Below are 26,903 nucleotides of genomic sequence, written 5' to 3'. Positions count from 1 at the left end.
GATTTTAATGCAAATATATAATTAATTTATTACATTCCCGCTACCCAAGAAGCAGGATTTTGTTTTGTTGTTCCGCTCCAAACTTGGAAATTCATGATTGTTTCTCCATCTCCACTTGTATAGATAATTCCTAAAGACTGACCACGTTTTACATCATCACCTTTCGAAACACTTACACTTGATAAGTTTGTATAAACTGAATAATACGAACCATGTCTTACCAATACAGACTTACCATTTCCAGATACACTCATTACAGCTTGAACAGTTCCTTCGTAAACAGCACGTGCATGTGCTCCACGATAAGTTGAAATATCAACACCACTATTTTGCGTTGTAATATTAGATAAAACTGGGTGAGAATTAGCTCCAAATCTACTTACAACCGTTCCTTTATCAACAGGCCAAGGTAGACGACCTTTGTTTGATGAGAATTCTCCCGAAATACCTTCAGAATCTGGACGTTCTGCAAAAGTCTCAGCTGGTTTTACTGCATCTACTTTTACAACACGTTCTTTTTCTGGCACTTTTACAACAACTTTCTGCTCAGCTTCTATCTTCGCTTTACGCTCAGCTTCAGCTTTAGCTGCTGCAATTTTACGAGCATCTTCTTCTTTTTGAGCTTTCAAACGAGCTTCCTCTTCTGCTTTACGTTGTGCAATGATACGTTGACGTTCTGCTTCAGCTTCGCGTTCTAATTGTTCAAATTTAGCAACTTCTGTTTTTGCTGTAGATACGAAACTTCCTGTTGGATGATGATTTAAATAAGATTGATACGCTTGTTTTGTATGCGCTGAACGTGCAATATTCCATGCTTTGGCATCATTCTCAATTCTTAAAATAGCTGTACGAGCTGATTTCGCATAATCTCCTTTTGGGTTATCTCTTAAATACTCATTATAAGATGCAATTGTATTTCCTCGTTTAGCTTCGTTCCAATCTTTTAAATCTTTTTCTGCACGAATCTTTGCTTGTCGAATCTCTTCTTCAATAATTGCTTTAATCTGTGCATCAATTTGACGTTGTTGTGCTTCTTTTGCATTGATTTCAGCAACAATAACACCTTCGTTTTTACGGAATTCTTCGACCGCTTTCTCTTTTGTTAATCTTTCTTTTTCAAGATTTTGACTAAATAAAGTTTGCTGAGAAAGTACTTTTTCTTTTTCGTCTTTCGCTTTTTCTTTTTTTGCTTTTTTCGTCTGAATATCAGTTTGTTTACCAATTATTTCATTTGCTTGTCCTAATTGAAAAGCCGAATATTTTTCTAAATATTTGATACGACGATATGCTTCTCCCAAACTTTTAGAAGAAAGAACAAAAAGTAATTTATTTTCAACAGATTTGTTCTTATATGCTCGAACCAAAACCTGTTTGTAGTCTTTTTTTAGCTCAACCAACTCGCGCGAAAGTTTATTAATCTCTAATTGAGTTAAATAAATTTCATCCTCGATAAAGCGTTTTTCTTTCGATAAGTTGTTAACTAATTTTGTTTGTACCTGAATTTTTTTCGTCAAATTCTGTACAAAATCAACATTTAACTTCGAATTTTGCTTATTAACCTCGAGTTGTTTGTTTAAGTTTATAATCTCTTTTTTAAGCTGAGCATTCTGTTTTTGTAAGTTCGCTTTATTGTACGGAACCTGCGCAAACACTGATAATGACAACGTTAAAAGTACAGTTGATAAAACAAACTTCATTATTTTATTTCTTTTTTCTTATACCCATCTGGAATTGAGAACGGTGTGTTCGTTTCCTGAAACGTAAAACTATTATATTCCAAGTCTATTTGACGCGTTTTTTTCTCTTTTATAATAATTTTAACATTTTTCGGAAATTCCTCTGCTCCAGCTTTTATCCAATTGTCATAAGCCAAATCAACTTCCATTTTTCGTTTTGGATCTTTCAGATGTGCTTCTTTCAATCGAAAACCGTTATCAAAAACATATGTTTGTATATATTCGCCTTCTTTTGGAGAAGTCGCAATTGCTTGATTTTTATTATATGTAATCGTATATTGATTATTTGTAAAAGTAGCTGTATAATCTGTTGGATTTAGATCAACGAAAACTTTTCCTAACATCAAATTTTGTAATTTTTGATAATCGACAAAATCAACTTTCAATAATTTATTTGCAATAGAAAAATCTCCTTCATAATATGTTCCACCTAACTTTTCAAAAGCTGAAAAACCATCAGGCGTAATCAATGCGCGAGCACCTGTAAATCCAAATTTTGTTGCATTAACCCATATCTTTTGCCCATTTTTCACAGCAATTGTAGCGTTTGCATCTCCAGAAATCTCTTCTAAATCTGCTGTTACTTTTGCCTTAATCGTCAAATCTTTGAATGATGATTTTTTTGACAAGGTTTGCTGAATAATTTTTGAAGAAGCCGAAACAACTTCTGTATTATCTTTATCTACTTTTGCTGCTTTCTGAGTGTTACAAGCTGTTGCAAGAACCCCTAAACAAAAGATATACGTTAATTTTTTAATCATAATTTTTATGCTTTGTGTGATTTGAAATCCAATTCTGAATAATCTCCTAAACTGATACTTCGCGAAACACCATAATATTTGGCATTGTTTCCGATCATTGTATCTGTAAGATTTGCATTACTGATGATTGAATTTTCTTGAATCAAACTGTTATCAATATTCGAGTTTTCAACAACCGTTCCATTTCCTAATGAAACAAAAGGTCCGATTTTCGAATTTTTAATCACGACATTTTCTCCAATAAAACATGGTTCAATGATTAATGAATTGTCAATTTTTGCAGAAGAATGAATCGTTTTGAAATCTTCTTTATCCAGATTCAACACACGTGTATTGGTGTCAACTGTAACCGCTTTATTACCACAATCCATCCATTCGTCCACTTTTCCAAGCGTAAATTTATCACCTGCAGCACGCATATTTTCTAATGCATCTGTCAATTGATATTCTCCACCTTTTTGAATATCATTTTCTAATAAATATTCAATTTCTTTATATAACTTTTGTCCATCACGGAAAAAGTAAATCCCAATAATCGCCAAATCCGAAACAAATTCTTTTGGTTTTTCAACGAAATCTGTAATAACACTGTTATCATCTAATTTCACAACGCCAAAAGCCGAAGGATTATCGACCTGTTTTACCCAAACAACGCCATCCGAATCCATATCTAATTTGAAATCTGCACGAAATAATGTGTCTGCATACGCCACAACCGTTGGTCCATCCAAAGCTTCTTTTGCCATCCAAATAGAATGCGCTGTTCCAAGCGGCTCCAATTGATGACAAATTGTTCCTTTTGCTCCTAATTTTTCTGCAATTGCAATTAAATCAGCTTCAACCTCAGCTCCAAAATCACCAATTACAAAAGCAATTTCGTCAATTTTTTCTGAACAAACCTTCGCAATATCTTCTACCAAACGATGCACGATTGGTTTTCCTGCAATTGGAATTAATGGTTTTGGTGTTGTTAATGTATGAGGGCGTAAACGTGAACCACGTCCTGCCATTGGGATAATAATTTTCATTTTATTTCTAAAAATATTTTTTGTTAGATTGATATTTTATAATTGAATTACTTCTTTTTTAGATTCTTCGACAAGCTCAGAATGACAAAAAAATTATTGTTTTCCTGTACTTCCGAAACCTCCAGCTCCGCGTTCAGTTTCATTTAAAGCGTTAGATTCTTCCCACTCAACCGTTTCGTGTTTCGCGATCACTAATTGTGCAATACGCTCCCCATCGTTGATTGTAACGGCTTCGTTTGAAACATTAGCTAAAATAACACCGATTTCTCCACGATAATCTGCATCAATTGTTCCAGGAGAATTAAGACAAGTTAAACCATATTTTAACGCCATTCCACTACGAGGACGAACTTGCGCTTCGTAACCTGCTGGTAACTCGATACTCAAACCTGTTGGAATTAATCTTCTTTCCAAAGGTTTTAATTCGATTGGTGCATCTATGTTAGCTGTTAAATCCATTCCAGCCGATAAAGCTGTTTTATATTCTGGTAAAGCGTGTTTCGAGATGTTGATAACTTTTACTTTCATCTTTATTTTCTTAGTTTTTTAAGTGTGTTTTTTTCCGCAAACGCAATAAACGCAATGTACACGATTAGAATCAGATTACCAATAATCAAATTAGAATCGAGCATATAGTAGTTTGTACATGCTAGAGCAATTGCAATTCCCATGTAAAGTAGAATTTTATTCACCTTATATGGAATTGGATAAACTTTCTGCCCCCAAATGTACGAAATCACCATCATTACACCATACGCTAATAAAGTTGTCCAAGCAGAAACCATAAAACCATATTTTGGCAATAAAAAAACATTCAAAATAATAGTGATTGCACCACCAACCAATGAAATTATAGTTCCGATACTTGTTCTATCAGTAACTTTGTACCAAGTTGAAAGGTTGTAATAAATTCCGAAAAATAAATTCGCAATTAAAATTATTGGAACAATATCTAAAGCATTCCAATACGTTGAATTTGGAACAAATATTTTCTTAATCCAATCTATATTTGCTAAAATTCCAAGAATCACAATATTACAAATGATACTGAAAAAGAACAGAATATTCGCATACGTCTGTTTTGCATTTCCTTTTTTAGCAACTTTAAAGAAAAATGGTTCTATTCCCATTCGATAAGCCGTTACGAAAAGCGTCATCAATGTTGCTAATTTGTAACAAGCACCATAAGAACCCGCTGCTGCTGGATCTATTAATTGTCGTTGAACTAATTTATCGAAATTTTCATTCAAAATATAACCCAAACCAGCAATCATAATAGGATAACCGTACAAAAACATTTGCTTGAAAAGTGGTTGATCAAATTTGAATTGAACATGACGCACAACGCCTATTAATAATACAAAACCTAAAATACTCGCTAATAAATTCGCAATAAAAGGATAGGAAATCGCATTATCGAAACCTAAACTTAACATAAAATCTTTGGAAACATAATACAACAAACCAATTGTCAAAACTGCTTGAAAAACATTCTGAATTACGCGAATTGCTGTATATAATATTGGTCGATTTTTAAAACGAAGAACCGCAAAAGGAATCACACAAATTGCATCAAAAAACGCAATCCACGCAAACCACAACAAGTATTCGGGATGATCGCTATAATTTGCGAAATCTGCCAAAGGTTGTAAAAAAAGAAAAACTAAAACGAGCATCGCAGTAGAACTCATCACCATAAACCAAAAAGCTGTATTCAAAACTTTTTGATACATTCCTTCTTCGGTTGCGTAGCGGAAAAAGGCTGTTTCGAAACCAAATGTTAAAATGACATTCAGGAAAGAAACCGCAGAATATAATTGAGAAAACATTGCAAAATCTGAATTATCAACTTGCTTGATAATAAAAAAATTCAATGCTAAAATAATTACCCTCGGCAATATAGAGCCAATACCATAGATAATGGTCTCACTAAAAAGCTTTTTATACAAAGTCGTTAAAATTTTTACAAAATTGAGTTTCTTTTCGTAAAATTCAAAATACCTAAGCTACAAATTAATTAACTTTGTCTGTTCAATACATATATTATGATAGAGTTATCTAATCGTAAAGTTGGATTAATAGGGAATGGAAGCTGGGCAACTGCGATTGCAAAAATGCTGAATAAAAACCTCGAAACTTTCAATTGGTGGGTAAAAGATGAATACGTAAAAGGATATTTGGAGCGAAATAGACACAATCCAAATTATTTAACTGATGTCGAATTTAAGTCAGAAAAGCTTAAAATTTCAACGGATATCAACGAAGTTGTCATGAATTCGGATATCATCTTTTTGGTTGTACCATCTATTTACGTTGCCGATTGTTTGAGTAAATTAACTGTTCCATTGACAGATAAATTTGTTGTGACATCAATTAAAGGAATTATTCCAGATTATTATCAATTGGTTGGGCAATATTTGTTCGATAAATTCGATGTAAAAGAAGAGCAATTAGGAATTGTAAGCGGTCCTTGTCACGCTGAGGAAGTTGCTTTGGAGCGACTTTCATATTTGACAATTGCGGCACAAGACGAATCTAAAGCACAAATCGTTGCCGATTGTTTAGCATGTGATTTTATCAAAACAAAACTTTCAAACGATATTTACGGAACTGAATTTGGCGCAGTATTGAAAAATATTTATGCGATTGCAGCAGGTATTGCACATGGTTTGGGTTATGGAGATAATTTCCAAGCAGTTTTGATGAGTAACGCAATTCGAGAAATGAATCATATCTTGAAAACTGCAAGTCCAATGAAACGTAAAATTAACGATTCGGCTTATTTAGGCGATTTGTTGGTGACAGGATATTCATTCTTTTCACGAAATCGTATGTTCGGAAATATGATAGGAAAAGGTTATACTGTAAAATCTGCTATTTTGGAGATGAATATGGTTGCCGAAGGTTACTATGCTACAAAAGGTGTGGCGATTATGAATGAGCAATATCAAATAAAAGCGCCAATTATCAACGCTGTTCATAAGATTTTATACGAAGATAAAAATCCGAAGAAAACTTTCGAAAAGTTGTCTAAAAAATTAGATTAAGATGATTAAACAAGATTTTATTTCAAAATATATTCAAGAATTAAACAAAACATTGGCTCGAATTATTTCGTTAGAAGTCGGAAATGCTGATGAAGGTTTTTTGATTATTTTCAATCAAATGTTACAATCGTATTACAAAATTGATGACAATAATTTGTCTACTTTATTGGAAGCAAACGAAGAACGCGATCAGTTTTTGTTGGCAGATGAATTGAAAAAGAAAAATATTTTGACGTTTATGAAAGCGATTCGTATTTATATAAATCGAGAAGATGCTGTAAAAGCAAAAGCATCTTACGAAGTCTTGAAACGCATTGAAAGCATCAATTCTGGAATTTTTCAATTTCCGACAGAAGAAGATAATTTAATTGCACAAGAACGAAAAGTTGTGGAAGAAAAAATGAGTAATTTGTAATAAAATCAAACTTTATAAAATTTCAAAAAAGCTGTTAGTTTTCTAACAGCTTTTTTTGTATCTTAACACAACCTAAATCAATCTACTATGGATAACATTCTTTCATTACTATCATCATTACTTTGTTGTATTTTGCCTTTTTTGTTAATTTTTGGAATTGCTTTTTGGGCAAGTAAATCACGCGAAAAGAAACAAAATGCTTTGTTAGCGCAAGTTCCTCCAAACGCAGAATTTAAAGCAGTTTTGCGTTATAACTTCGGAAATCAACAATCAAAATTCTTGAAAATGAAAGCATTTCAAGGAAGTGGTGTTTTATATGTTTTGGACGACAAAATACATTATATCACCACAAATAATCCGAATGATAATTTTATTTTCGACCTCAAAACTTCACAAATCAATTGGATTGGTGTTAATCTTACAAATGGTTTGTTGGAATGGTTTCAATTGAAAAATGGAGAAAAAGATTATTATTTCAATGTCGAAACTGGCATGTTTATTTTTAACACGAATTCCAAAAAAATGAAAACAACGCAAGTTTTTAATTACTTAAAAGAAGCGCAGAAAAAATATCAATAATGCTAAAACCACTTCACAACGAAGTGGTTTTTATATTTAATCAAAAAATCATCAACTCAAAACTTAATGATTTATTTTCCAATTTGTCCGTATCTTTGCGCAAACACAACAAAACAATGCAAATTTTAGACGGTATTAAACTGGCAAAAGAGATCAAACAAGAGATCAAGGAGCTGGTGCAGAATTACAAGGACCAAGGAGTTCGTGTACCACATTTGGGTGCAATTTTAGTAGGAAGTAATGGCGCTTCTCAAACCTATGTTGACAATAAAATCAAGGATTGTCATTTTGTAGGTTTCGAGTCTTCAGAATTACGTTTACCTGATACAATTTCTCAAGAAGATTTGATTGCAGAAATTGAAAAATGGAACAATGATGATACATTGGACGGGTTTATCGTGCAATTGCCATTACCAAAACACATCGATCAAGAAGCGGTTATCAATGCAATTGATCCTAAGAAAGATGTAGATGGTTTTCATCCGATGAATTTTGGGAAAATGGCATTAGAAATGGAAACATTTTTACCTGCTACACCTTACGGAATTATGGAAATGTTAGAGCGTTATAACATTGATACAACTGGTAAACATACAGTTGTGATTGGTCGTTCTCGCATCGTTGGTCGCCCAATGAGTATTTTGATGAGTAAAAACGGAAATCCTGGAAACAGTACAGTAACATTAACTCATTCGAAAACTCAAAATTTAGAACAATTTACAAAAGAAGCTGATATTGTGATCACTGCTTTAGGTGTTCCAGGTTTCTTAAAAGCTGATATGGTAAAAGATGGAGCGGTTATCGTTGACGTAGGTATTACACGCGTTGATGACGAAACTAATCCACGAGGATTTAGATTAGCTGGTGATGTAGATTTTGATAATGTAAAAGAAAAAGCATCATGGATAACGCCAGTTCCAGGAGGAGTTGGACCTATGACACGCGCTATGTTATTAAAAAACACATTGTTGGCATACAACAACAAAAAATAAAATTATGATACACATTGCATCAACAACTGCAGAAGAACAACAATTGATACAAGAAGGGAAATTATTGCCTGTTATGGAGCATTTTTACACAATTCAAGGTGAAGGAATGTACACAGGTGTGGCTTCTTATTTTATTCGATTAGGAGGTTGTGATGTTGGTTGCCATTGGTGCGATGTAAAAGATAGTTGGGATGCTGAAAAGCATCCCTTAACTAATGTGGATGAATTGGTGGATTTGGCAACTTCTCAGGCCAAAACAATCATCATTACAGGAGGAGAACCTTTGATGTGGGATTTGACTTATTTGACAAAAAAACTACACGAAAAAGGTGCAAGAATCCATATTGAAACTTCGGGTGCTTATCCGTTGAGTGGAGAAATTGATTGGGTTTGTCTTTCTCCAAAAAAATTAATGTTGCCGTTAGACGAAGTTTGCGAAGCTGCAAATGAATTGAAATGTATTGTATTCAATAATCACGATTTTCAGTTTGCTGAAGAACAAGCCGCTCGTGTTGGAAAAGATTGTACGCTTTTCTTACAAACAGAATGGAGCAAACGCGACAAAAATCTTCCATTGATTGTGGAATATGTAAAAGAAAATCCGAAATGGCGTTATTCTTTACAAACACACAAATATTTGGATATTCCTTAGATATTTATCTGTTTAAAATCAGTTCTATTTAGACTGAGTAAACTTTTTTAAGTTACTGGATTTCATTATTTTTATATCAAACAAAAAATTGAAATAATGAAAAAAATAGCTTTGATGAGTTTCGCGGCAATTTTGATGATGAGCTGCGGAGGTTCTAAGAAAGATGAATCAACTCAACCAGAAATAGATTATAGTACAGCTCCATCAGAAGATGCAGAAACTTCTACAGCTACGCCTGCTACAAACAATCATATTGTTTTGAAAGCGAGTGATGATATGCGCTACGATAAAACTGAGTTTACGGTGAAAGCTGGCGAAGAAGTAACTTTAATCTTAATGAATGCTGGTGAAATGTCAAAAGAAGCAATGGGACATAATTTTATTTTATTAAAACCAGGTTCTGATGCTTCTGCTTTTGCAAATACAGCAGCTTCTGCTAAGGCGACAGATTATATTCCGACCGAGTTACAATCAGAAATTATTGCGCATACAAAATTGTTAGGTGGTAAAGAAAATGATCAAATCAAATTTACTTTAGAAGAAGGTACATACGATTTCTTATGTTCTTTCCCTGGTCATTTTGCAACAATGAATGGAAAAATTAAAGCAGTTAAATAGATTGTGCAATTATTTTTTATGTCAAATATAGTTTTGGCACAAATATTGAAATATTCATGTACGTATAAGATTTAGTAGAGTAAATTTTGTCCTCATGTGTTAATTTTAAGCCTGTTTTTCAACAGGCTTTTTTGTTTTTCAACAATTTAATATTCAAATATTTAACACTTATTTTAAACATTTTTATCCTATAATTTCATAACTTGTTAGTCACAATCAAAAAAATACTTTATTATGGGAAAGAATGTAGCACATCAAATTGTAGAATTACTAGAAAAAGCGAATATAAAACGTGTTTATGCAGTAACTGGTGATAGTCTCAATTTTTTTAATATTGCAGTTAAACAAAGTGACAAAATTGATTGGGTTCATGTAAGACATGAAGAAGCTGGAGCAATAGCTGCTACTGCCGAATCAGAATTGAATGGGATTGGATGTTGCGCTGGAAGTTCTGGTCCTGGTCATGTACATTTGATTAACGGAGTTTATGAAGCGCATAAATCAAGAACTCCTTTAGTTGTAATTGCCTCTACTCTGCCTACAATAGAATTTGGTACAGATTATTTTCAGGAAACGAATACTATTAAACTTTTTGATGATTGTAGTTGTTATAATCAAATTATAACTCGAGCAGAACAAGTTCCTAGAATGGTACAAACAGCAATACAACATGCTATTTCAAAAAAAGATGTTGCAATTATTGGACTTCCAGGAGATATTGCAGAAATGGAAGCCGTTGAAAGTAATTATACCTCGAATTTCTATTTCAATCAACCTATTATTACTCCAAATAAAACTGAATTAAGAGAAGCTGCTTCTATTATAAATGATGCTAATAATATTACCTTATTCTGTGGAATTGGCGCATCTCAAGCAAATGAAGAAGTTATAAAACTTTCTCGTCATTTGCATGCTCCAGTTGGATATTCGTTCAAAGGAAAAATGAGTATTCAACCCAATAATCCAAATGAAATAGGAATGACAGGATTACTTGGTCAACCATCTGCTTATCATGCTATGCACAAAGCTGATTTAATTATTTTGATTGGTACCGATTTTCCTTATAAAGATTTTATTCCAACAGATAAAAAAATCATTCAAATTGATTCAGATGGCTCTAAACTTGGACGAAGAGCTAAAATTGATTTAGGATTAGTCGGAAATGCAAAAGAAACAATTAACGAATTAATTGAGTTATTAGAACCTAAGCAAGACAAAGATTTTTTGGATAGTCAATTAGAAATGTACAAGAAAGTTCTTGAAAGCAAAATGACATTTGTTCATGAAAAAGGAAAAGAAAATGCCATTCAACCCGAATATGCAGCTTATTTATTAGATGAGTTAGCTACAAAAGATGCTATTTTTACAGTTGATACAGGAATGTGTTGTGTTTGGGGAGCACGTTATATAACGGGTACGGGGGAAAGGAAAATGTTAGGATCTTTTAATCATGGTTCTATGGCAAATGCAATGCCTCAAGCGATTGGTGCACAAATGGCATATCCTGATAGACAAATTATTGCGATGTGTGGAGATGGTGGAATCTCAATGTTATTAGGAGATTTAGCAACCATCAAACAATATAATCTACCTGTTAAACTAATTATTTTTAATAATAGAACATTAGGAATGGTCAAATTGGAAATGGAAGTTGCTGGTTTACCTGACAATGAAACAGATATGGAAAATCCTGACTTTACTTTGATTGGAAAAGCAATGGGAATAGAAAGCGAATCGGTTAAAAATCCTGATGATTTACCTGATGCAATCGGAAGAGCTTTTGCGCATAATGGACCGTATTTATTAAATGTATTTACAAATCCAAACGCTTTAGCAATGCCTCCAAAAGTAGATCTTGATCAAATGATTGGAATGACAAAATCTATGGCGAAACTAATGTTAGGTGGAAAAATGAATGAGGTAATGGAAACGATTAAATCCAATTATAAACATTTAAAAGATTTATAATGAATCAACCATCATCTATCACACAATCAAGTAAAAAACTTTTCATCATTGCATGGGTTTTAGGCTTAATCTTTTATTTCATTGATTACGCAACTCGTTCTGCGCCTTCATTAATGATCACAGATTTGGCTCAGAATTACAACATTTCTAAAGAAAATTTAGTTTCTCTCATTGGAACATATTATTACACCTATTCGATATTCGCTTTAATTGCTGGAATATTTTTAGACAAATTTGGTGCAAGATATTCGATGTTTGCAGGATGTTTTATACTCGGAATAGGATGTATTTTATTTATCGCTTCCTCCCAATTCGCTGGAACAACAGGCAGATTATTACAAGGAGCAGGTAGCGCATTTGCTTTTCCTGGTTGTGTCTATTTAGCAACCAAAGGATTCTCATCAAAATCTTTAGCAACAGCAATAGGCTTCTCTCAATGTATAGGAATGCTTGGTGGAGCGGCAGGACAATTTGTGGTTGCGCCATTATTAGAAAATGGTTTTGGATATAAAACATTTTGGATAATTGCTGGAGTTTTATGTATAATTCCAGCTGTAGCAATGCTGTTCATAACTCCAAAATCGTCTGAAGAAGAGATCGAAAAAAGTAAACAAACCTCTTTTATTGAACCTTTCAAAATTATTTTCAGCAATCCAAATTCTTGGTTAACTGGTATTATTTCTGGATTATTATTTATACCGACAACAATTTTTGCCATGACTTGGGCTGTTCCTTTTTTCAAATTAGACTTAGGTTTTGATGCTCACAATGCTGCTATGACTGCTGCTATGGCGTCACTAGGCTGGGTAGTTGGATGTCCATTAATGGGTTATATAACGGATAAAATAGGAAAAAGAAAACCTGTTATTCTTTTTGGTTGTATCGGAATGATCCTGATGTTTTTACAACTCATTTATCTTTCAGATTTAATTCCAATAAAAGTTACATTTTTCATTTTTGGGCTTTTCTCTGGAGTCGCAATGATCCCATATTCGGTTATCAAAGAAGCTAATCCAGATTATGTAAAAGGCTCTGCAACTGGAGTTCAAAACTTTTTGACATTTGGTGCAACTTCTCTAGTTAATCCTGTTTTTGCTAAATTATATGGAAACGAAATTGTAAATGTTACAGATAAAACTGTACATTATCATCAAGCAATTTGGTTTTGGATCATTGGAATATTTATTGCCATTATTCTAACCTTATTTTTAAAAGAAACTGGTCACAAAAATTCATAAAAAAATCCGCTCATTGAGCGGATTTTTTAGTAATTATATTGATAAATTATTTTCTCCAATATTTATAAGCATTGATTAATCCATTTGTAGAAGCATCATGAGAAGTAACTTGTTCATCATTTTCTAACTCTGGTAAAATCACATTTGCTAATTGTTTTCCTAACTCTACTCCCCATTGATCAAAAGAGAAAATATTCCAAATAACACCTTGCACAAAAATTTTGTGTTCGTACATCGCAATTAAATTTCCTAAAACTTTTGGAGTCAATACTTGATATAAAATTGAGTTTGTAGGACGATTTCCTTCAAAAATTTTGAAAGCAGTTAAGAAATCAATTTCTTCTTTCGATTTCCCTGCTTTTTCTAATTCAGCAACAACCGTTTCTTCATCTTTTCCAAAAGCTAAAGCTTCTGTTTGAGCAAAAAAGTTTGATAATAATTTTGCATGATGGTCGCCTAAAACATTCAACGAATTAGCTCCTGCAATAAAATCGGCTGGAATTAATTTTGTTCCTTGATGGATTAATTGATAAAAAGCATGTTGTCCATTTGTTCCTGGTTCTCCCCAAATAATTGGTCCAGTTTCATAATCCACTTTTTTCCCATCACGACCAACATATTTACCATTCGATTCCATATCTCCTTGCTGAAAATATGCTGCAAAGCGCGATAAATACTGCTCATAAGGCAACAAAGCAACCGAATCTGCACCAAAAAAATTGTTGTACCAAATTCCTAAAAGCGCTAAAACAACTGGTATATTTTGATCTAAAGTTTCTGTTTTGAAATGCACGTCCATTTCATGCGCTCCCTCTAACAATTCTTCGAAATTATCGAAACCTACTGCCAAAGCAATGCTCAAACCAATCGCACTCCACAATGAATAACGACCACCAACCCAATCCCAAAATTGGAACATATTTGCCGTATCAATTCCGAAATTAGCAACACCTTCTGCATTTGTTGATAATGCCACAAAATGTTTCGCTACATCAGCTTCTTGCGCATCAGAATTCAAAAACCATTCTTTTGCTGAAAAAGCATTTGTCATCGTTTCTTGCGTTGTAAATGTTTTTGAAGCAACTATAAATAAAGTTGTTTCTGGATTTATTGCTTTAAAAGTTTCTGTTAAATGCGTTCCATCAATATTCGAAACAAAATGAATATTTAAACGAGTTTTATAATGTTTCAAAGCTTCCGTCACCATCACAGGTCCAAGATCCGAACCACCAATTCCGATGTTAACAACATCTGTAATTTCTTTACCCGAAAAACCTTTCCATTCACCCGAAATTACTTTTTCCGAAAAAGATTTCATCTGATCTAACACCTCATTAATTTGAGGCATCACATCTTTTCCGTCAACCAAAACTTCTTCATTAGAGCGATTGCGTAAAGCTGTATGTAGAACAGCACGTTTTTCTGTCACGTTGATGACATCTCCTTCAAACATTTGCTGAATTGCCGTATCAACATCCATTTCTTTCGCTAAATCAACCAAAAGTTGAATCGTTTCTGCATTAATTCTATTCTTCGAATAATCGACTAATAACGAAGGATATTGAATTGAAAATTTTTCAAAACGATTTGCATTTTGAGCAAATAATTCTTTGATTGATGTATGCTGAATCGTTTGAAAATGTTGTTCTAAAGCATTCCAAGCCTTTGTAGTTGTTGGATTGATTGTATTTAAAGCCATAATATTTTTAGTATTCTTTCCTTAACAAATTTAATCATTTCAACTTCATCTCAAAATCAATGTTGTCACGATAACGTTGTAGGAAACAAAAATTTAAGAAATAATTATCAATCTTCTCATGTAACCTTTTTAAAAACAATTCGTCTTATAACCAAAACAATAAAATATGCGCAACTATTTTTTTATATTAATCGTAACAATTTGTACAATTCTTCAAGCTCAAATTAAATTAAAAGGAAGTGTAAAAGACAGTAATAATTTGCCAATTTCATATTGTTCGATTGGAATAAAAAATTCAGAAGTTGGAGCAATTACAGATGAAAATGGTCAATTTTCTATCGAAATTCCAGAAAATCTAACAAAAAGTCATTTAATTTTTGATGCATTAGGTTATGATGAAATTTCAAAATCTATAGAAGAAGTTCAACAGAATTCAATTATAATCTTGAATGAAAAATCAATTTCATTGTCAGAAGTTAGACTTAAAACAGAAAAAATGAAAGAGAAAATTATTGGTCAAAAAACTCGTCCAATGCTTACTTTTTCTAAAATGTTTGATGAAAATGTACCAACAATTGAACAAGGAAATATTTTTGAAATTTACCCAAATACAAAACTAAACGCATTCAATTTTCATATTATTCCAAGTTCTAAATACGAAGAAATCACGTTAAAAGTTAATATTTACGCTGTTAAAAATGGTTTGCCAACAGAATCGCTTTTAGATGAAAATATTATTTATAAAACATCTACAACTGGATGGCAAAAAATTAATTTAACACCATATAAATTTCGATTCAAAAATGTGGATAAAATTGCTGTCACACTACAATTAGTTGATTATAAAAAACTTGCTCAAGAAGATTTTGTTTTTGGTGTTTCTGCTAAGAAATCTTTAGCAAAAGACTTGTTGTTTAGATATCAAAGTCAAGGTAATTGGGAAACTTCTGCAGGGGTTTTTATCGCTAACTTAGATATTTTATATTCAAAAGATAAATTGACTATAAATGAGGAAAAGCCTGAAGAAATTGATGCAAAAACGAAAGAATTAATTTCATATTATCAACATAAAGAGAGTGCTAAAAAGTCGATTTATGGAAAAAATAAGTCAGGAAAATATATTGATCTAAACAATGCGAAAATTTATTATGAAGAATATGGACAAGGTGAGCCTTTGATATTTCTACATGGAAATAATGGAAGTATAGAAGATTTTTATCAACAAATTCCATTTTTTGCCAAGCATTATCGAGTAATTGTTGTTGATACGCGTGGGCAAGGAAGAAGTACCGATTTGACAAATACTCCATACACTTACGAAGAATTTGCAAACGATTTATTTCAAGTCATTCAAAAACTTAATCTAAAAAAAGTCAATCTTGTTGGTTGGAGTGATGGTGGAAATACAGCTTTAATTTTCAATGCTCAACATCCTGAATTTATTAATAAAATAGTGACTATTGGAGCTGTTCTTAATCCAAATGGAGTAAGCAAAGAACTGATTGAGAATTTGAAAAATTTAGCAAATAATCCTTCAGAAAGTACAAATTTACGCTTAATCGAATTGATGTTAAATGAACCAAATATTACTAAACTAGAATTAAATAAAATTCAAAATCCTGTATTGGTTATTGCTGGTGAAAAAGATGAAGTAAAAGAGAGTCATACTAAAGAAATTCAACAAAATATTTCAAAAGCAGAGTTATTGATTATTCCAAATTCGACACATTATGTTCCTTTCGAGCAACCAAAAGTATTAAATGAAGCCATTTTGAAGTTTTTGAAAAAATAGGAACATAGGTTTAGTTTTCATTTTCTCCATATCTTTACCCAACTAAACCAACTCAATGAAATACATCACAGGTTTCTTCGTCCTTATTTGGCGCATTTGGATGATTTTATTAGCCGCAATTTATGTCCTAACAATTGGTGTTTTTATCGTATTACCTTTAGCAAACTTCGATAAAACATTTCCTTACATCTACCCATTTATAAGATATTGGGGAAAATTTGTTTTGTATGGAACAGGATTTAGAATAGATTACAAAAAACTTGTTCCACTCGATCCGAAAGAAAATTATGTTTTTATAGCTAATCATACTTCGGTGATGGATATTATGTTGATGTTGACTATTCTAAAACATCATCCAATCGTATTTGTAGGCAAGGCAGAATTGCTTAAAATCCCTATCTTTGGACGAATATTCGAACGAATTTGTATCCCTGTCGACCGAAAAAGTGCACGTAGTAAAGCACTTGTTTATCCCGAAGCAAAGAAAAAGTTAGACAAAAATCTGAGTATTTTTATTTTTCCTGAAGGCGGCGTTACAAACGACAAAGAATTCAAAATTTATTTGGATCCTTTCAAAGATGGAGCGTTTAACATTGCTATTGAAACACAAACGCCTTTGGCTGTTTTGGCGATTCATGGATTGAATAAAATGTTCCCATTCAATTGGTTTAGAGGATATCCAGGAAAAATAAAAGTTCGATTATTAGCTACTTTCGAAACCAAAGATTTAGACGTTAAAAAAGATAAAGTGGCGCTGAAAGAAGCTGCTTACAACACAATATTAAAAGACTTAGAACAATGAAAAATTTAGTTTATATCGCATTAGGAACGGCTTTAACGGCGGTTAGTTGCAATAAACAAATCTCTTCTAGCACAGAAACTGAAGTAAAGGATAATCAAACTTTTGCTGATTTAGATAAAGCTCGCATCAAACATTTGAGTTTGGATATCGAAACCGATTTTGATGCGCATCAAATTAAAGGTTCTGCGGCTTATACATTCGAAAATAATCAAGCAAAACAATTGATTTTAGATACCGAAAAACTAATAATTGATTCAGTTTTATTAGCGAATGGAAAAACAACAACATACAAATTAGGTGAAAAAGATTCTATTAAAGGTCAAGCCTTAATCATTGATGTTACGCCAAATGATACAATTGTAAAAGTTTTCTATAAAACTTCGCCTGATGCAAATGCCTTACAATGGTTAAATCCGCAACAAACACACGATAAAAAACATCCGTTTTTATTGTCACAAGGTCAAGCGATTTTAACACGTTCTTGGATTCCGATTCAAGATACACCAAGTGTTCGTTTAACGTACGATGCAAAAGTAAAAACACCAAAAGATTTGTTGCCTTTGATGAGTGCAATCAATCCAAAAGAAAAAAATTCCGAAGGAATTTATACCTTCAAAATGCCACAACCAATTGCACCTTATTTGATTGCTTTGGCTGTTGGTGATGTACAATATCAACCAATCGATAACAGAACGGGAGTTTATGCAGAACCTGGCTTATTGAAAGCTGCTGCGTGGGAATTTGCCGACATGGGAAAAATGGTAACGGCTGCCGAGAAATTGTACGGAAAATATCCTTGGGAACAATTTGATGTATTGGTTTTACCGCCTTCGTTTCCTTTTGGTGGAATGGAAAATCCGCGTTTAACATTCGCAACACCAACTGCAATTGTAGGTGATCGTTCGATGACGAATTTGATTGCACACGAATTGGCGCATTCTTGGTCTGGAAATTTGGTAACGAATTCTACTTGGGATGATTTCTGGGTAAATGAAGGATTTACAGTTTATTTCGAACGTAGAATTATGGAAGAATTAGAAGGAAAAGATTATGCGGATATGATTTCGGTAATCGGTTTTCAAGATTTAGAAACATCAATGAAAAATATTCCAGAAAAATATACTTCATTAAAAGTAAACATGAAAGGGGCAAATCCTGATGATGCTTTTTCTGATGTTCCTTACGATAAAGGTTATTTATTTTTGAAAATGTTAGAAGATAAATATGGACGAGAAAAGTTTGATAAATTCTTGAATCAATATTTTTCTTCGCACGCTTTCCAAACAATGACTACAGAAAAATTTGTCGAATATTTGAAAGCTAATTTGACAAATGGAGACGATTCTTTTGTTCAAGAATGGATTTATAACATAGGTTGGCCAAAAGATTTGAAAAAACCTACTTCAAAATTATTCGATTTAGCAGAAGCACAATTACAGCAAGATATTACAAACGGAAGAAATAAAGTTGCACCAAAAAAAGTGGCAATTTCTACGAAATCTACAAACGAATGGGTTCATTTTATTCGTCAAATTGATACGACTAAAAACACAAAGGAAGATTTAGCTTATTTGGATGCTATTTATGATTTTACGAATTCTAAAAATCCAGAAATAGAAACAGCTTGGTACGAAAAAGCATTTTTAATGCATTACGATAAAGTCAACACAAATGCAAAAGAATTCTTGGTAAATGTTGGTCGTCGTAAATTTTTAGAGCCTTTATATTTAGCTTTAAAAGAATCTAATCAATTGGATTTAGCGAAGAATATTTATAAAGATGCGCGTCCAAATTATCATTTTGTTGCGCGTCAAACAATTGATACAATGTTAAATTACAAACCATAAAACATGGCGATTGTAGCATATACAGACGGTTCGTCGTTGGGAAATCCTGGTCCAGGAGGATTTGGTTGTATTTTGTTGGAAACCGAGAAAAAAGTCAAAAAAGAAATTTCTCAAGGTTTTCGACTAACAACCAATAATCGAATGGAATTGTTGGCAGTTATTACGGCTTTGGAAACGCTAAAGTTCACCAACACGGAGATTACTATTGTGACGGATTCTAAATATGTGGTAGATGCTGTGGAAAAACGTTGGGTTTTTGGTTGGGTGCAAAAGAATTTCAAAGGAAAGAAGAATGCTGATTTGTGGAAAAGATTTTTAGAGGTTTATAAAATTCATCGCGTAAAATTTCAATGGATAAAAGGTCATGCTGGACATCATTGGAACGAAGAAGCTGATAAATTGGCGGTTGCGGCAGCAAATAAACCAGAAAATTTTAAGATAGATTCTTACTTCGAAATTCATCAAAACGAAGAATAATTTTCTACTTTTGTGAGGCAGAGAGAAAAATGAAAATGAAGACGTTGTGGAGATTTCTCCTACTACTTTTAATTACAATTTACAGTTGTTCGCCTAAAAAAGAAAAAGGTGAACTTGTCTACTTTAGTGGACGAATCGCAAATGCGCAAACAGATAGCATTTATCTATTATTGAATAATCGTGAAAAAGCTTTTGCTTTAGATTTTGATGGAAACTTTTCGGATACTCTTCAGTTAGTTGACGAAGGCTACAAAACACTTTCTATCGAGCGCGAAGAGTTTACAATTTATTTGATTCCAGGTGATAGTTTGATTCTAAATACAGATTTAAAACATTTGGAGAATAATTTCAAATTCTCTGGAATAGGAAAAAATCGAAACAATTATTTGGTTGACAAAAGTTTTAAAACGGATAAATTCTTAACTGAACATACCGAATTATTTAAACTTGCTCCGCCAGATTTCAAAAATCAAATCAAAAAGTTTCATCAAAAAGTTTTCGAAAATTTAGAAAAATTAGAAGTTAATTCTTCGTTCATCAAAACAGAAAAAACGAATTTAAATTACGATTTTATCAATTTGTTGTACATATACAAGGATTCGTACACTTACTACAATCCTGCTTCACAACAATTACCCGTTAATTTTTTGACAGAATTAGACGAAATTGATTTAGATAATGACGAGGATTATAGAACGTATCAGAGTTACCGTAATATTGTCTTAACAAACTTACAAGAAAAATTATATCAAGGTCTTTCCCCAGATACTTTATTGGAAAACATCAAAAGTCAATCGATAAAAAACGGATTTATTAATTCATTAATCTATGAACTTGATCCAAAAGATCCGAATAGCAACGGAATTTATCAAGCGATACAAAAACACTGTAATTATCAACCTTGGTTGAATGAGGCTGCAAAGCGCATGAAAAAATTTGGTTGATAACTTAAAAAAATAAAAGCCACTTCGAAAGAAGTGGCTTTTATTTTTTTAAGTTATCTCTTATTGTCTTTGTCTCACAGCTTCGTAAACACAAATCGCTGCTGCGTTACTCACATTTAGCGAATCTACAAAACCTAACATCGGAATTTTAATCAACAAATCTGAATGATCAGCCCAAAAGTCCGAAAGTCCTGTTGCTTCAGTTCCTAAAATAATCGCAGATGATTTTGTAAAATTAGCCTCGTATAAATTCTTTGTTTCATCTTTCAAAAATGTTGAAACAACTTGAATATTTTTCGACTTTAAGAAATCCAAAACATCCTCTTTACTTGCTGATGTAATTTGATTGGTAAACAATGTTCCAACCGAAGAACGAATCACATTCGGATTGAAAAAATCAACTGTTTCATCACAAACAATTACAGCATCTACTTTTGCTCCATCTCCAGTTCGTAAAACTGCACCAAGATTCCCTGGTTTTTCTACAGCTTCCAAAACAACAACCAACGCATTTTCTGGTAATTGTAAATCCGTTAATGTCGAAGATTTCGTTTTATAGGCACCGATAATTCCGCCTGTCGATTTTCTATACGCAAGCTTTTCAAAAACTTGTTTGGTAATTGTAAATACTTTTGCCTGTCCAAAATCAATTGATTTGTTATAAATATCTTCGCAAATATAAATTTCAACCGCTTCGTAACCACCTTTTACAGCTAATTCATTTTCTTGTGTTCCTTCCACAATAAATAAACCTTGATTTTTACGTTCTCTCGATTTTTCTTGCAATTTCAGCAAGTTTTTAATCCTTGGATTTTGAAGACTTTCTATTAACATTTTACAAAATTACTCGAAATTCTTTGAAGTAGATTCAAATTATTTCATTGTTGCTAATTTTTTACTTACAACTTTTACTAACTTATATTTTAATGAAGATGCATCTGCTGGTGGATTTTCAATTTCAGATTTTGAAACAATAATTTGATATTCATAACCTGGTTCATGCTTAAATCCTTCAATCTGATTATAAAAATATTGCCATTCAGCTGCATTTGCTTCTTTTACCATCATACATTGCATTTTTGCAACTCCTGCGGTACATTCTCTTGTTTCTGGAGCAACTGTTAACAATTCTTCTCCTTGTTTCAATTCTTTAGTTGAAGCACAAGAGGCAAATAAACCGATACTTAAAATACTTGATAAAATAATTTTTTTCATGGAATATCATTTATTGTTTGACAACAAATATTATGCTAAAAACTAACTTAAACTTCAAAGTAAATTCATTCTCAAAAATTTAACTTGATTATAAATAACTTAATCACTTGTATTTTTTGTTGTACCTTTGCACCTTAAAATCAGAATTTTCGTATGACCAAAGATGGAAAAATGGAGTTGATGGCTCCTGCTGGGAATTTCGAATCGTTACAAGCGGCTTTAGATAATGGAGCTGATTCTGTATATTTCGGAGTTGAGCAGTTGAATATGCGTGCGAGAGCATCAATAAACTTTACAATGGACGATTTACCAGAAATCGTAAGACGTTGTGAAGAAAAAGGTGTGCGTTCTTACCTTACTTTAAATACAATTATATACGATCACGATTTATCTTTAATCAAAAACTTATTGGACAGAGCAAAAGAAGCAAATATTACGGCTGTTATTGCGATGGATCAATCTGTTATTGCTTATGCAAGACAAATTGGGATTGAGATTCATATTTCGACACAAATTAACGTTACGAATATCGAAACAGTAAAATTCTATGCAATGTTTGCTGATACAATGGTATTGTCGCGTGAATTGAGTTTGAAACAAGTGAAAAAGATTTGTGAACAGATTATCAAAGATGATGTTCGTGGACCGAGTGGAAATTTAGTTGAAATCGAAATTTTCGGTCACGGAGCATTGTGTATGGCTGTTTCAGGTAAATGTTACTTGAGCTTACATTCGCACAATTCTTCTGCAAATCGTGGAGCTTGTAAACAAAACTGTCGTAAAAAATATACGGTAATCGACCAAGAATCTGGTTTCGAAATCGAATTAGATAACGAATACATGATGTCGCCAAAAGACCTTTGTACAATGGAATTTTTGGATGAAGTGGTTGATGCTGGTGTAAAAGTATTGAAAATTGAAGGTCGTGGACGTGCTCCAGAATACGTTGCAACTGTAATTCGTGCGTATAGAGAAGCGATTGATTCTATTGCGGATAAAACATATTCAAAAGAAAAAGTGGATTACTGGATGGGATTATTGCAAACTGTTTATAATCGTGGTTTTTGGTCTGGATATTATTTAGGTCAAAAATTAGGAGAATGGTCTGCTGTTCCAGGTTCTATGGCAACTCAGAAAAAAGTTTATATCGGAAAAGGAGTTCATTTCTTCCCAAAACCAAGTATTGGTCAATTTGTAATTGATGCCTATGATTTGAAAATTGGAGATTTAATTTTAGTTACAGGACCAACAACTGGAGCCAAAGAAATGGTGGTAACAGAAATGATGGTGGAAGATGTAAAATCTGATACAGCTAAAAAAGGTGATTCGATTACAATTCCGATGGAATTTAGAATTCGTCCATCTGATAAATTATACAAATTAGTAAAAGTAGAAGAGCCAGGAACGCAACAAAATAGTGTTGAAGAAGGCGCTTATTCTCATTAAAAAAATAGTTATCAATGGTCATTATTACGTTACAACGCGATAAATGCATCGGATGCAACTATTGTTATGAGTTAGCACCAGAACGATTCAGAATGTCAAAAAAAGATGGTAAATCTGTTTTATTAAAAGCAATTGATAAAAAAGGTTTCCACACGTTGAAAGACCCTGATCATTCTATCGCAGATAATTGCGAACGTGCTGCCAAAGCTTGCCCTGTAAATATAATTACAGTAAAAGAAATTTAGGTTAAAACATTAGCTATATAAAAGTCCATCAAAATTTTGATGGACTTTTTATTTTTTTAATTTTATTTAATTAATATACAAATTCATAAAAGATATTTACGGTTTCCCTTTTTTTTATAAGCAACCTTTTATACATATTTGCATCTATATAGAAAACAAATAAACTATAAAATGTCTAAACCGAAAAGAATTCACAAAACTTACAAAAAGTCTTTATTCAGTAAAATGAAAGTAAAACCGGTAAACTTATTACTATTTATGGCAATCGCTTGTTTTATTTTTGTTTTAGTTTTTCTAAATTAATTGGAATTTATTACTCTCTACTTTTTTACTTTGATAATTTCTTAACTTCGTATCAAACTACGAAGAAATGACAAAATCTGAAGCTAGAAAATATTATCGAACGTTGAGAAAATCATTCACTAAAGAAGAAGTGAATAACTTGAGTGATCAAATTTTCGAACACATTAAACAATTAGATTTTTCTACAGATCAGACTTTTCATATTTTCTTACCTATCGAAAAAAATAACGAAATCAATACTTATCCAATCATAAATTGGCTATTTCAACAACAAAAAGAGGTGGTTTTGCCTTTGGTTATTGGCGATGATATGATTAATTGTAAAGTAGAAAAAGGTTTCGAAACGGTATTAAATTCACTTCAAATTCCAGAACCTATTCAGTATTCAGAAATTGATTCTAAAGCTATTGATGTTATTTTTATTCCAATGTTTGTTGCCGATAAAAAAGGAAATCGTGTAGGTTACGGAGGAGGATATTATGATAAGTTTTTGGCAAGATGTAGAGCTGATTCAAAAAAAATAGGTCTAACTTATTTTAGACCTATCGAATATATTGAAGACGCTTATTTCGGCGATTTTCCTCTTGATTTCTGTATTACTCCAGACGGAATTGAATCTTTCTGAATCGAGTCTTTTTTATCATTTAACGTTCTAAAATAGAATTTAAACTCTCGTTGAAATTTGATCGGCTCTTGTTTTAACACAAATACCCCAACATGATTATTGGTTTCGATTAACTTTTTATCCGAATTGAAATAATTAATTGTATACGCAATTCGCTTAATAGAGTCTGGTGTAATTGAATCTTTTGGTAAAATTGCAAATTTAGAAACGGAAGTAAATGTTACTTTTTTCGAACGAAGTTCTCTCAATAACGAAAATATTTCGGTCGTATCTTTTTTAGGAAAATAAGATAACAATTGATCTCTCAACAAACTATCAACAACCGTATCATTGGTATTAGATGCCAGCGCCGAAAGCTCGAAAAACTCGCGCAATTTTTGTTTTGCAATAAAATTTACAGCTTCTACCGAATCCATTTTATTACTTACTGTCGATGCTTCGTTTTTGTAACCTTTTATCGCTTCTGGGTTATAATCTCCTTTATATTTATCGTCTTTGCACGAAAATATCATCCAAACACTCATCAGCAATATCATGCTAAACTGAACTATTTTACTTATCGTTCTCATCTTGCTGGATTTTAAATTTTAATTTCACAATTTTTCCATTTTTCCTTTCCGATTCGATCAAAGAAAAATTCTTTAACGATGTCGTAGGCATTGTAACTAAATTGATATATTGTTGTTTCGAAAGAATCTCTACACCAAAAAAATCATTGTCATACACTTGATAAATCAACGCATCATCCGCAATCATTTGATTTAGCTTAGAAATTCGTTGTTTCAGATCTTTTGCTGAATTCGAATAATAATACAGCATAATTTTATAATCATCTGGCTCTAACAAAAGCTTTTCTGGCTGATTATATTGATGCAAATTAACCTTAAACGTATCTTGTTTATAATAAGGTGAACTCACAAACATCTTGATTGTATCTTTTTGCGATTCGAATTTGATACAACCTGTTTTCGTTGATAAATAAAGTGGCGTAAAACCATCTCTAATAATTGTAACCTCAACAGAATTGGTAATTGCAGCTTGTCTATCCGAATCTACAAAACAAAATTCATATTCTCGCTGACCAAAAATTGAATAATAAATAGTTGCTCCAATTCCGCTCAACAAAACAACTGCTGCTGCTATTATCGAAATCAATTTTAGCTTAGGTTTTGTTTTAGCAACTTTCTCTTTTACCGGAATTATTTCTTTTTCTGTTGATGGTTTAACTTCTGCTGGAATCTCTACTTCAGATTCTTCTGGAATTATATGTTCTGATGAAAAATTTTCGTTTTCTGTTGCTTCAATCGTCGATTCTTCAGTCTTATTTGGACCAAAATGTTCGATTTTCTGAACATTAAGAAAGTGTGCCCAATTTTTATATCCACAATATTGTGCCAAAAGATTGAGCATATCAATACGCGGAAGTTTCTTAAAATCTGACTTAAAATACGTATAAAACCATTTTTCACTAACAGTAGATCTGGTTTTATTGAATAAATCGTCTTGAAAAGATGTAATTTCTTGCCCCTTCCAATCGGAGATATTTTCGGATTGAGCAGAATTTTCTTCCAAAAATCGATTTGAAATCGTTTTTTTCAGAATTTCGAAAATTTCTATATCTGTAAATTTGCTCAAAAAAATAAAATTTATAAAGTTGGTTTTCAATATTTTGTAAAATAATTTCGATTTTACAAATTTTCTTTTAATACAACTACAAATAAAATAATTTTTTTGATATGTTGAGTTGTATTTCTTTATTAATGCTTTGTTAAATGATTTCTTTTGTTGTAAAACATTTGTTGAATATTAGATGATTGGATTACAATCATCTTACAACTATTTTACTTCAAAAAACTTTGATGTCTGCTTAACTTTGGTTCAACAAAATGATTGAAAAAATCAAGAAAAAAAAATCAATTAAACATATCAAAAATTAAAGTTATGAAAAAATTAGCATTAAACGTAATCGTATTAGGAGTAATCGGAACTTCATTTGGTCTAACATCTTGTAATTTATTTGGATCGAAAGAAACAAAAACTGAAACAGAAGTAAAAAATGACACGATTACAACAATCGAAGATTCTGTAAAAATTGACTCTGTAGGAAAAGATTCTGTTGTTATCAAAGATTCGGCAGTTGTAAAAGAAACTCCTGTAAAAGTTGAAACAACTACGACTACAACAACAGAGAAAAAATAATTTGTAGAATAGATTAAACAAAAAAATCAAATGAAAAAATTAGCGTTATTCGCTTTCGCAGCGATTTCTTTCACAGCAATTTCTTGTAAACAAGAACCAACAAGTGTAGGAGAACCAACAACAGTTATTGAAGATTCTGTAAATGTTGAAAAAGCAGAAATTCCTTCGGCAGATTCTGTAGAAGGAGTTACGGTAGATTCTTCGAAAACTGTAAATCCAGCAGGAACAACAAAAGATTCTGTTGCGAAATAGAACTTAAAAACTCAAAAAAAAAT

The 26,903-nt window shown here is 32.2% G+C and carries 28 protein-coding genes; 18 read left to right on the top strand and 10 right to left on the bottom strand.

Translation table 11 applies throughout. The annotated features are described in order from the left end of the window. Window positions 1–29 precede the first annotated feature (29 nt). The 5 genes from B3I31_RS06460 to B3I31_RS06440 all read right to left on the bottom strand — a co-directional run bounded on the left by B3I31_RS06460 (window position 30) and on the right by B3I31_RS06440 (window position 5,474). Window positions 30–1,697: a murein hydrolase activator EnvC family protein gene (locus tag B3I31_RS06460; protein WP_286495470.1), complete on the bottom strand. Its 1,668-nt coding sequence runs from the start codon at window positions 1,695–1,697 to the stop codon at window positions 30–32. Then, window positions 1,697–2,497 (bottom strand): DUF4292 domain-containing protein, encoded by an 801-nt coding sequence (locus tag B3I31_RS06455; protein ID WP_291046187.1) that lies wholly within the window; start codon window positions 2,495–2,497, stop codon window positions 1,697–1,699. Before B3I31_RS06455 ends, B3I31_RS06460 begins: the two co-directional genes overlap by 1 nt. A 5-nt stretch (window positions 2,498–2,502) precedes the next feature. Then, complete coding sequence (locus B3I31_RS06450; RefSeq protein ID WP_291059442.1) at window positions 2,503–3,525, bottom strand: sugar nucleotidyltransferase; 1,023 nt, start codon at window positions 3,523–3,525, stop codon at window positions 2,503–2,505. Between the two features lie 93 nt (window positions 3,526–3,618). Beyond that, window positions 3,619–4,053, bottom strand: a complete 435-nt coding sequence (gene dut / locus B3I31_RS06445) for a dUTP diphosphatase (RefSeq protein WP_038336568.1) — start codon at window positions 4,051–4,053, stop codon at window positions 3,619–3,621. Window positions 4,054–4,055: 2 nt separating this feature from the next. Continuing rightward, a complete protein-coding gene (locus tag B3I31_RS06440; RefSeq protein WP_291059444.1) occupies window positions 4,056–5,474 on the bottom strand; it encodes a lipopolysaccharide biosynthesis protein in 1,419 nt (472 codons plus the stop codon). 96 nt (window positions 5,475–5,570) lie between these two features. Between B3I31_RS06440 and B3I31_RS06435 the strand changes: the two genes are divergently transcribed. The 8 genes from B3I31_RS06435 to B3I31_RS06400 all read left to right on the top strand — a co-directional run bounded on the left by B3I31_RS06435 (window position 5,571) and on the right by B3I31_RS06400 (window position 13,034). Then, window positions 5,571–6,572, top strand: coding sequence for an NAD(P)H-dependent glycerol-3-phosphate dehydrogenase (locus B3I31_RS06435; protein WP_286486709.1), 1,002 nt, complete (start codon window positions 5,571–5,573; stop codon window positions 6,570–6,572). Between the two features lies 1 nt (window position 6,573). Continuing rightward, window positions 6,574–6,987, top strand: coding sequence for a hypothetical protein (locus tag B3I31_RS06430; RefSeq protein ID WP_291059448.1), 414 nt, complete (start codon window positions 6,574–6,576; stop codon window positions 6,985–6,987). An 87-nt stretch (window positions 6,988–7,074) separates the two neighbouring features. After that, on the top strand, window positions 7,075–7,566 hold the full coding sequence (locus B3I31_RS06425; protein ID WP_286512544.1) for a hypothetical protein: 492 nt from the start codon (window positions 7,075–7,077) through the stop codon (window positions 7,564–7,566). A gap of 116 nt (window positions 7,567–7,682) precedes the next feature. Beyond that, window positions 7,683–8,558, top strand: a complete 876-nt coding sequence (locus B3I31_RS06420; RefSeq protein WP_180906769.1) for a bifunctional 5,10-methylenetetrahydrofolate dehydrogenase/5,10-methenyltetrahydrofolate cyclohydrolase — start codon at window positions 7,683–7,685, stop codon at window positions 8,556–8,558. Window positions 8,559–8,562: 4 nt separating this feature from the next. Further along, window positions 8,563–9,210: a 7-carboxy-7-deazaguanine synthase QueE gene (locus tag B3I31_RS06415; protein ID WP_052217917.1), complete on the top strand. Its 648-nt coding sequence runs from the start codon at window positions 8,563–8,565 to the stop codon at window positions 9,208–9,210. 96 nt (window positions 9,211–9,306) lie between these two features. Beyond that, the gene (locus B3I31_RS06410; RefSeq protein WP_180905630.1) at window positions 9,307–9,828 is read left to right on the top strand and encodes a plastocyanin/azurin family copper-binding protein; all 522 of its coding nucleotides are present in this window, start codon (window positions 9,307–9,309) and stop codon (window positions 9,826–9,828) included. A gap of 234 nt (window positions 9,829–10,062) precedes the next feature. Further along, window positions 10,063–11,796: a thiamine pyrophosphate-dependent enzyme gene (locus tag B3I31_RS06405; protein ID WP_286495849.1), complete on the top strand. Its 1,734-nt coding sequence runs from the start codon at window positions 10,063–10,065 to the stop codon at window positions 11,794–11,796. Next, window positions 11,796–13,034 (top strand): MFS transporter, encoded by a 1,239-nt coding sequence (locus B3I31_RS06400; protein ID WP_286495848.1) that lies wholly within the window; start codon window positions 11,796–11,798, stop codon window positions 13,032–13,034. Before B3I31_RS06405 ends, B3I31_RS06400 begins: the two co-directional genes overlap by 1 nt. A gap of 46 nt (window positions 13,035–13,080) precedes the next feature. On the opposite strand, the gene pgi is transcribed toward B3I31_RS06400, so the two are convergent. Beyond that, entirely contained in the window at window positions 13,081–14,733 is a 1,653-nt protein-coding gene (gene pgi / locus B3I31_RS06395) for a glucose-6-phosphate isomerase (protein WP_291059453.1), read from the bottom strand. A gap of 166 nt (window positions 14,734–14,899) precedes the next feature. Here pgi and B3I31_RS06390 point away from each other — a divergent pair, with 166 nt between their 5' ends. Genes B3I31_RS06390 through B3I31_RS06370 form a run of 5 tightly spaced genes read left to right on the top strand, consistent with a single transcriptional unit; the run spans window position 14,900 to window position 20,595 of the window. After that, window positions 14,900–16,525, top strand: a complete 1,626-nt coding sequence (locus B3I31_RS06390) for an alpha/beta fold hydrolase (protein ID WP_291059455.1) — start codon at window positions 14,900–14,902, stop codon at window positions 16,523–16,525. A gap of 55 nt (window positions 16,526–16,580) precedes the next feature. Then, window positions 16,581–17,327 (top strand): lysophospholipid acyltransferase family protein, encoded by a 747-nt coding sequence (locus tag B3I31_RS06385; RefSeq protein WP_291059457.1) that lies wholly within the window; start codon window positions 16,581–16,583, stop codon window positions 17,325–17,327. Continuing rightward, window positions 17,324–19,174 carry a M1 family metallopeptidase gene (locus B3I31_RS06380; protein ID WP_291059459.1) on the top strand — a complete coding sequence of 617 codons (1,851 nt, stop codon included), beginning with the start codon at window positions 17,324–17,326 and terminating at the stop codon, window positions 19,172–19,174. The genes B3I31_RS06385 and B3I31_RS06380 overlap by 4 nt, the downstream gene beginning before the upstream one ends. A 3-nt stretch (window positions 19,175–19,177) precedes the next feature. Beyond that, window positions 19,178–19,651, top strand: coding sequence for a ribonuclease HI (rnhA, locus tag B3I31_RS06375; protein ID WP_038336544.1), 474 nt, complete (start codon window positions 19,178–19,180; stop codon window positions 19,649–19,651). 29 nt (window positions 19,652–19,680) lie between these two features. Further along, entirely contained in the window at window positions 19,681–20,595 is a 915-nt protein-coding gene (locus B3I31_RS06370) for a hypothetical protein (RefSeq protein WP_125349186.1), read from the top strand. A gap of 60 nt (window positions 20,596–20,655) precedes the next feature. On the opposite strand, the gene B3I31_RS06365 is transcribed toward B3I31_RS06370, so the two are convergent. Together B3I31_RS06365 and B3I31_RS06360 are read right to left on the bottom strand one after the other, a co-directional pair. Beyond that, window positions 20,656–21,429 (bottom strand): TrmH family RNA methyltransferase, encoded by a 774-nt coding sequence (locus tag B3I31_RS06365; RefSeq protein WP_280035170.1) that lies wholly within the window; start codon window positions 21,427–21,429, stop codon window positions 20,656–20,658. A gap of 39 nt (window positions 21,430–21,468) precedes the next feature. Next, a complete protein-coding gene (locus B3I31_RS06360; RefSeq protein ID WP_219034657.1) occupies window positions 21,469–21,810 on the bottom strand; it encodes a DUF4377 domain-containing protein in 342 nt (113 codons plus the stop codon). A 153-nt stretch (window positions 21,811–21,963) separates the two neighbouring features. Here B3I31_RS06360 and B3I31_RS06355 point away from each other — a divergent pair, with 153 nt between their 5' ends. The 3 genes from B3I31_RS06355 to B3I31_RS06345 all read left to right on the top strand — a co-directional run bounded on the left by B3I31_RS06355 (window position 21,964) and on the right by B3I31_RS06345 (window position 24,429). Then, a complete protein-coding gene (locus B3I31_RS06355; RefSeq protein ID WP_280035167.1) occupies window positions 21,964–23,256 on the top strand; it encodes a peptidase U32 family protein in 1,293 nt (430 codons plus the stop codon). Window positions 23,257–23,270: 14 nt separating this feature from the next. Continuing rightward, on the top strand, window positions 23,271–23,501 hold the full coding sequence (locus B3I31_RS06350) for a ferredoxin (RefSeq protein WP_038336269.1): 231 nt from the start codon (window positions 23,271–23,273) through the stop codon (window positions 23,499–23,501). 370 nt (window positions 23,502–23,871) lie between these two features. Further along, a complete protein-coding gene (locus B3I31_RS06345; protein ID WP_280049495.1) occupies window positions 23,872–24,429 on the top strand; it encodes a 5-formyltetrahydrofolate cyclo-ligase in 558 nt (185 codons plus the stop codon). Here B3I31_RS06345 and B3I31_RS06340 read toward each other — a convergent pair. Together B3I31_RS06340 and B3I31_RS06335 are read right to left on the bottom strand one after the other, a co-directional pair. Continuing rightward, a complete protein-coding gene (locus B3I31_RS06340; protein ID WP_180905620.1) occupies window positions 24,369–24,998 on the bottom strand; it encodes a hypothetical protein in 630 nt (209 codons plus the stop codon). The genes B3I31_RS06345 and B3I31_RS06340 overlap by 61 nt on opposite strands. Next, window positions 24,982–26,064 carry a hypothetical protein gene (locus tag B3I31_RS06335; RefSeq protein ID WP_286495841.1) on the bottom strand — a complete coding sequence of 361 codons (1,083 nt, stop codon included), beginning with the start codon at window positions 26,062–26,064 and terminating at the stop codon, window positions 24,982–24,984. The genes B3I31_RS06340 and B3I31_RS06335 overlap by 17 nt, the downstream gene beginning before the upstream one ends. Window positions 26,065–26,370: 306 nt before the next feature. Here B3I31_RS06335 and B3I31_RS06330 point away from each other — a divergent pair, with 306 nt between their 5' ends. Together B3I31_RS06330 and B3I31_RS06325 are read left to right on the top strand one after the other, a co-directional pair. Next, window positions 26,371–26,628 (top strand): hypothetical protein, encoded by a 258-nt coding sequence (locus tag B3I31_RS06330; RefSeq protein WP_286495840.1) that lies wholly within the window; start codon window positions 26,371–26,373, stop codon window positions 26,626–26,628. Between the two features lie 30 nt (window positions 26,629–26,658). Further along, a complete protein-coding gene (locus B3I31_RS06325) occupies window positions 26,659–26,880 on the top strand; it encodes a hypothetical protein (protein WP_125349179.1) in 222 nt (73 codons plus the stop codon). The last annotated feature ends 23 nt before the right edge of the window (window positions 26,881–26,903 follow it).

Origin of the sequence: Empedobacter sp. UBA3475 (genome assembly GCF_002378465.1) — a bacterium.
Lineage (GTDB): Bacteria > Bacteroidota > Bacteroidia > Flavobacteriales > Weeksellaceae > Empedobacter > Empedobacter falsenii_B.
This window is presented reverse-complemented; position numbering and strand designations above follow the sequence as displayed.

Bases quoted from the DNA above. Each gene is read 5' to 3' on its own strand.
- B3I31_RS06360 (WP_219034657.1), bottom strand. From the start codon at position 21,810: ATGAAAAAAATTATTTTATCAAGTATTTTAAGTATCGGTTTATTTGCC.
- B3I31_RS06430 (WP_291059448.1), top strand. From the start codon at position 6,574: ATGATTAAACAAGATTTTATTTCAAAATATATTCAAGAATTAAACAAA.
- B3I31_RS06455 (WP_291046187.1), bottom strand. From the start codon at position 2,497: ATGATTAAAAAATTAACGTATATCTTTTGTTTAGGGGTTCTTGCAACA.
- B3I31_RS06340 (WP_180905620.1), bottom strand. From the start codon at position 24,998: ATGAGAACGATAAGTAAAATAGTTCAGTTTAGCATGATATTGCTGATG.
- rnhA (WP_038336544.1), top strand. From the start codon at position 19,178: ATGGCGATTGTAGCATATACAGACGGTTCGTCGTTGGGAAATCCTGGT.
- B3I31_RS06435 (WP_286486709.1), top strand. From the start codon at position 5,571: ATGATAGAGTTATCTAATCGTAAAGTTGGATTAATAGGGAATGGAAGC.
- B3I31_RS06345 (WP_280049495.1), top strand. From the start codon at position 23,872: ATGACAAAATCTGAAGCTAGAAAATATTATCGAACGTTGAGAAAATCA.
- B3I31_RS06400 (WP_286495848.1), top strand. From the start codon at position 11,796: ATGAATCAACCATCATCTATCACACAATCAAGTAAAAAACTTTTCATC.
- B3I31_RS06330 (WP_286495840.1), top strand. From the start codon at position 26,371: ATGAAAAAATTAGCATTAAACGTAATCGTATTAGGAGTAATCGGAACT.
- B3I31_RS06325 (WP_125349179.1), top strand. From the start codon at position 26,659: ATGAAAAAATTAGCGTTATTCGCTTTCGCAGCGATTTCTTTCACAGCA.
- B3I31_RS06380 (WP_291059459.1), top strand. From the start codon at position 17,324: ATGAAAAATTTAGTTTATATCGCATTAGGAACGGCTTTAACGGCGGTT.
- B3I31_RS06355 (WP_280035167.1), top strand. From the start codon at position 21,964: ATGACCAAAGATGGAAAAATGGAGTTGATGGCTCCTGCTGGGAATTTC.
- B3I31_RS06460 (WP_286495470.1), bottom strand. From the start codon at position 1,697: ATGAAGTTTGTTTTATCAACTGTACTTTTAACGTTGTCATTATCAGTG.
- B3I31_RS06420 (WP_180906769.1), top strand. From the start codon at position 7,683: ATGCAAATTTTAGACGGTATTAAACTGGCAAAAGAGATCAAACAAGAG.
- B3I31_RS06370 (WP_125349186.1), top strand. From the start codon at position 19,681: ATGAAAATGAAGACGTTGTGGAGATTTCTCCTACTACTTTTAATTACA.
- dut (WP_038336568.1), bottom strand. From the start codon at position 4,053: ATGAAAGTAAAAGTTATCAACATCTCGAAACACGCTTTACCAGAATAT.
- B3I31_RS06410 (WP_180905630.1), top strand. From the start codon at position 9,307: ATGAAAAAAATAGCTTTGATGAGTTTCGCGGCAATTTTGATGATGAGC.
- B3I31_RS06365 (WP_280035170.1), bottom strand. From the start codon at position 21,429: ATGTTAATAGAAAGTCTTCAAAATCCAAGGATTAAAAACTTGCTGAAA.
- pgi (WP_291059453.1), bottom strand. From the start codon at position 14,733: ATGGCTTTAAATACAATCAATCCAACAACTACAAAGGCTTGGAATGCT.
- B3I31_RS06415 (WP_052217917.1), top strand. From the start codon at position 8,563: ATGATACACATTGCATCAACAACTGCAGAAGAACAACAATTGATACAA.
- B3I31_RS06350 (WP_038336269.1), top strand. From the start codon at position 23,271: ATGGTCATTATTACGTTACAACGCGATAAATGCATCGGATGCAACTAT.
- B3I31_RS06390 (WP_291059455.1), top strand. From the start codon at position 14,900: ATGCGCAACTATTTTTTTATATTAATCGTAACAATTTGTACAATTCTT.
- B3I31_RS06425 (WP_286512544.1), top strand. From the start codon at position 7,075: ATGGATAACATTCTTTCATTACTATCATCATTACTTTGTTGTATTTTG.
- B3I31_RS06450 (WP_291059442.1), bottom strand. From the start codon at position 3,525: ATGAAAATTATTATCCCAATGGCAGGACGTGGTTCACGTTTACGCCCT.
- B3I31_RS06385 (WP_291059457.1), top strand. From the start codon at position 16,581: ATGAAATACATCACAGGTTTCTTCGTCCTTATTTGGCGCATTTGGATG.
- B3I31_RS06405 (WP_286495849.1), top strand. From the start codon at position 10,063: ATGGGAAAGAATGTAGCACATCAAATTGTAGAATTACTAGAAAAAGCG.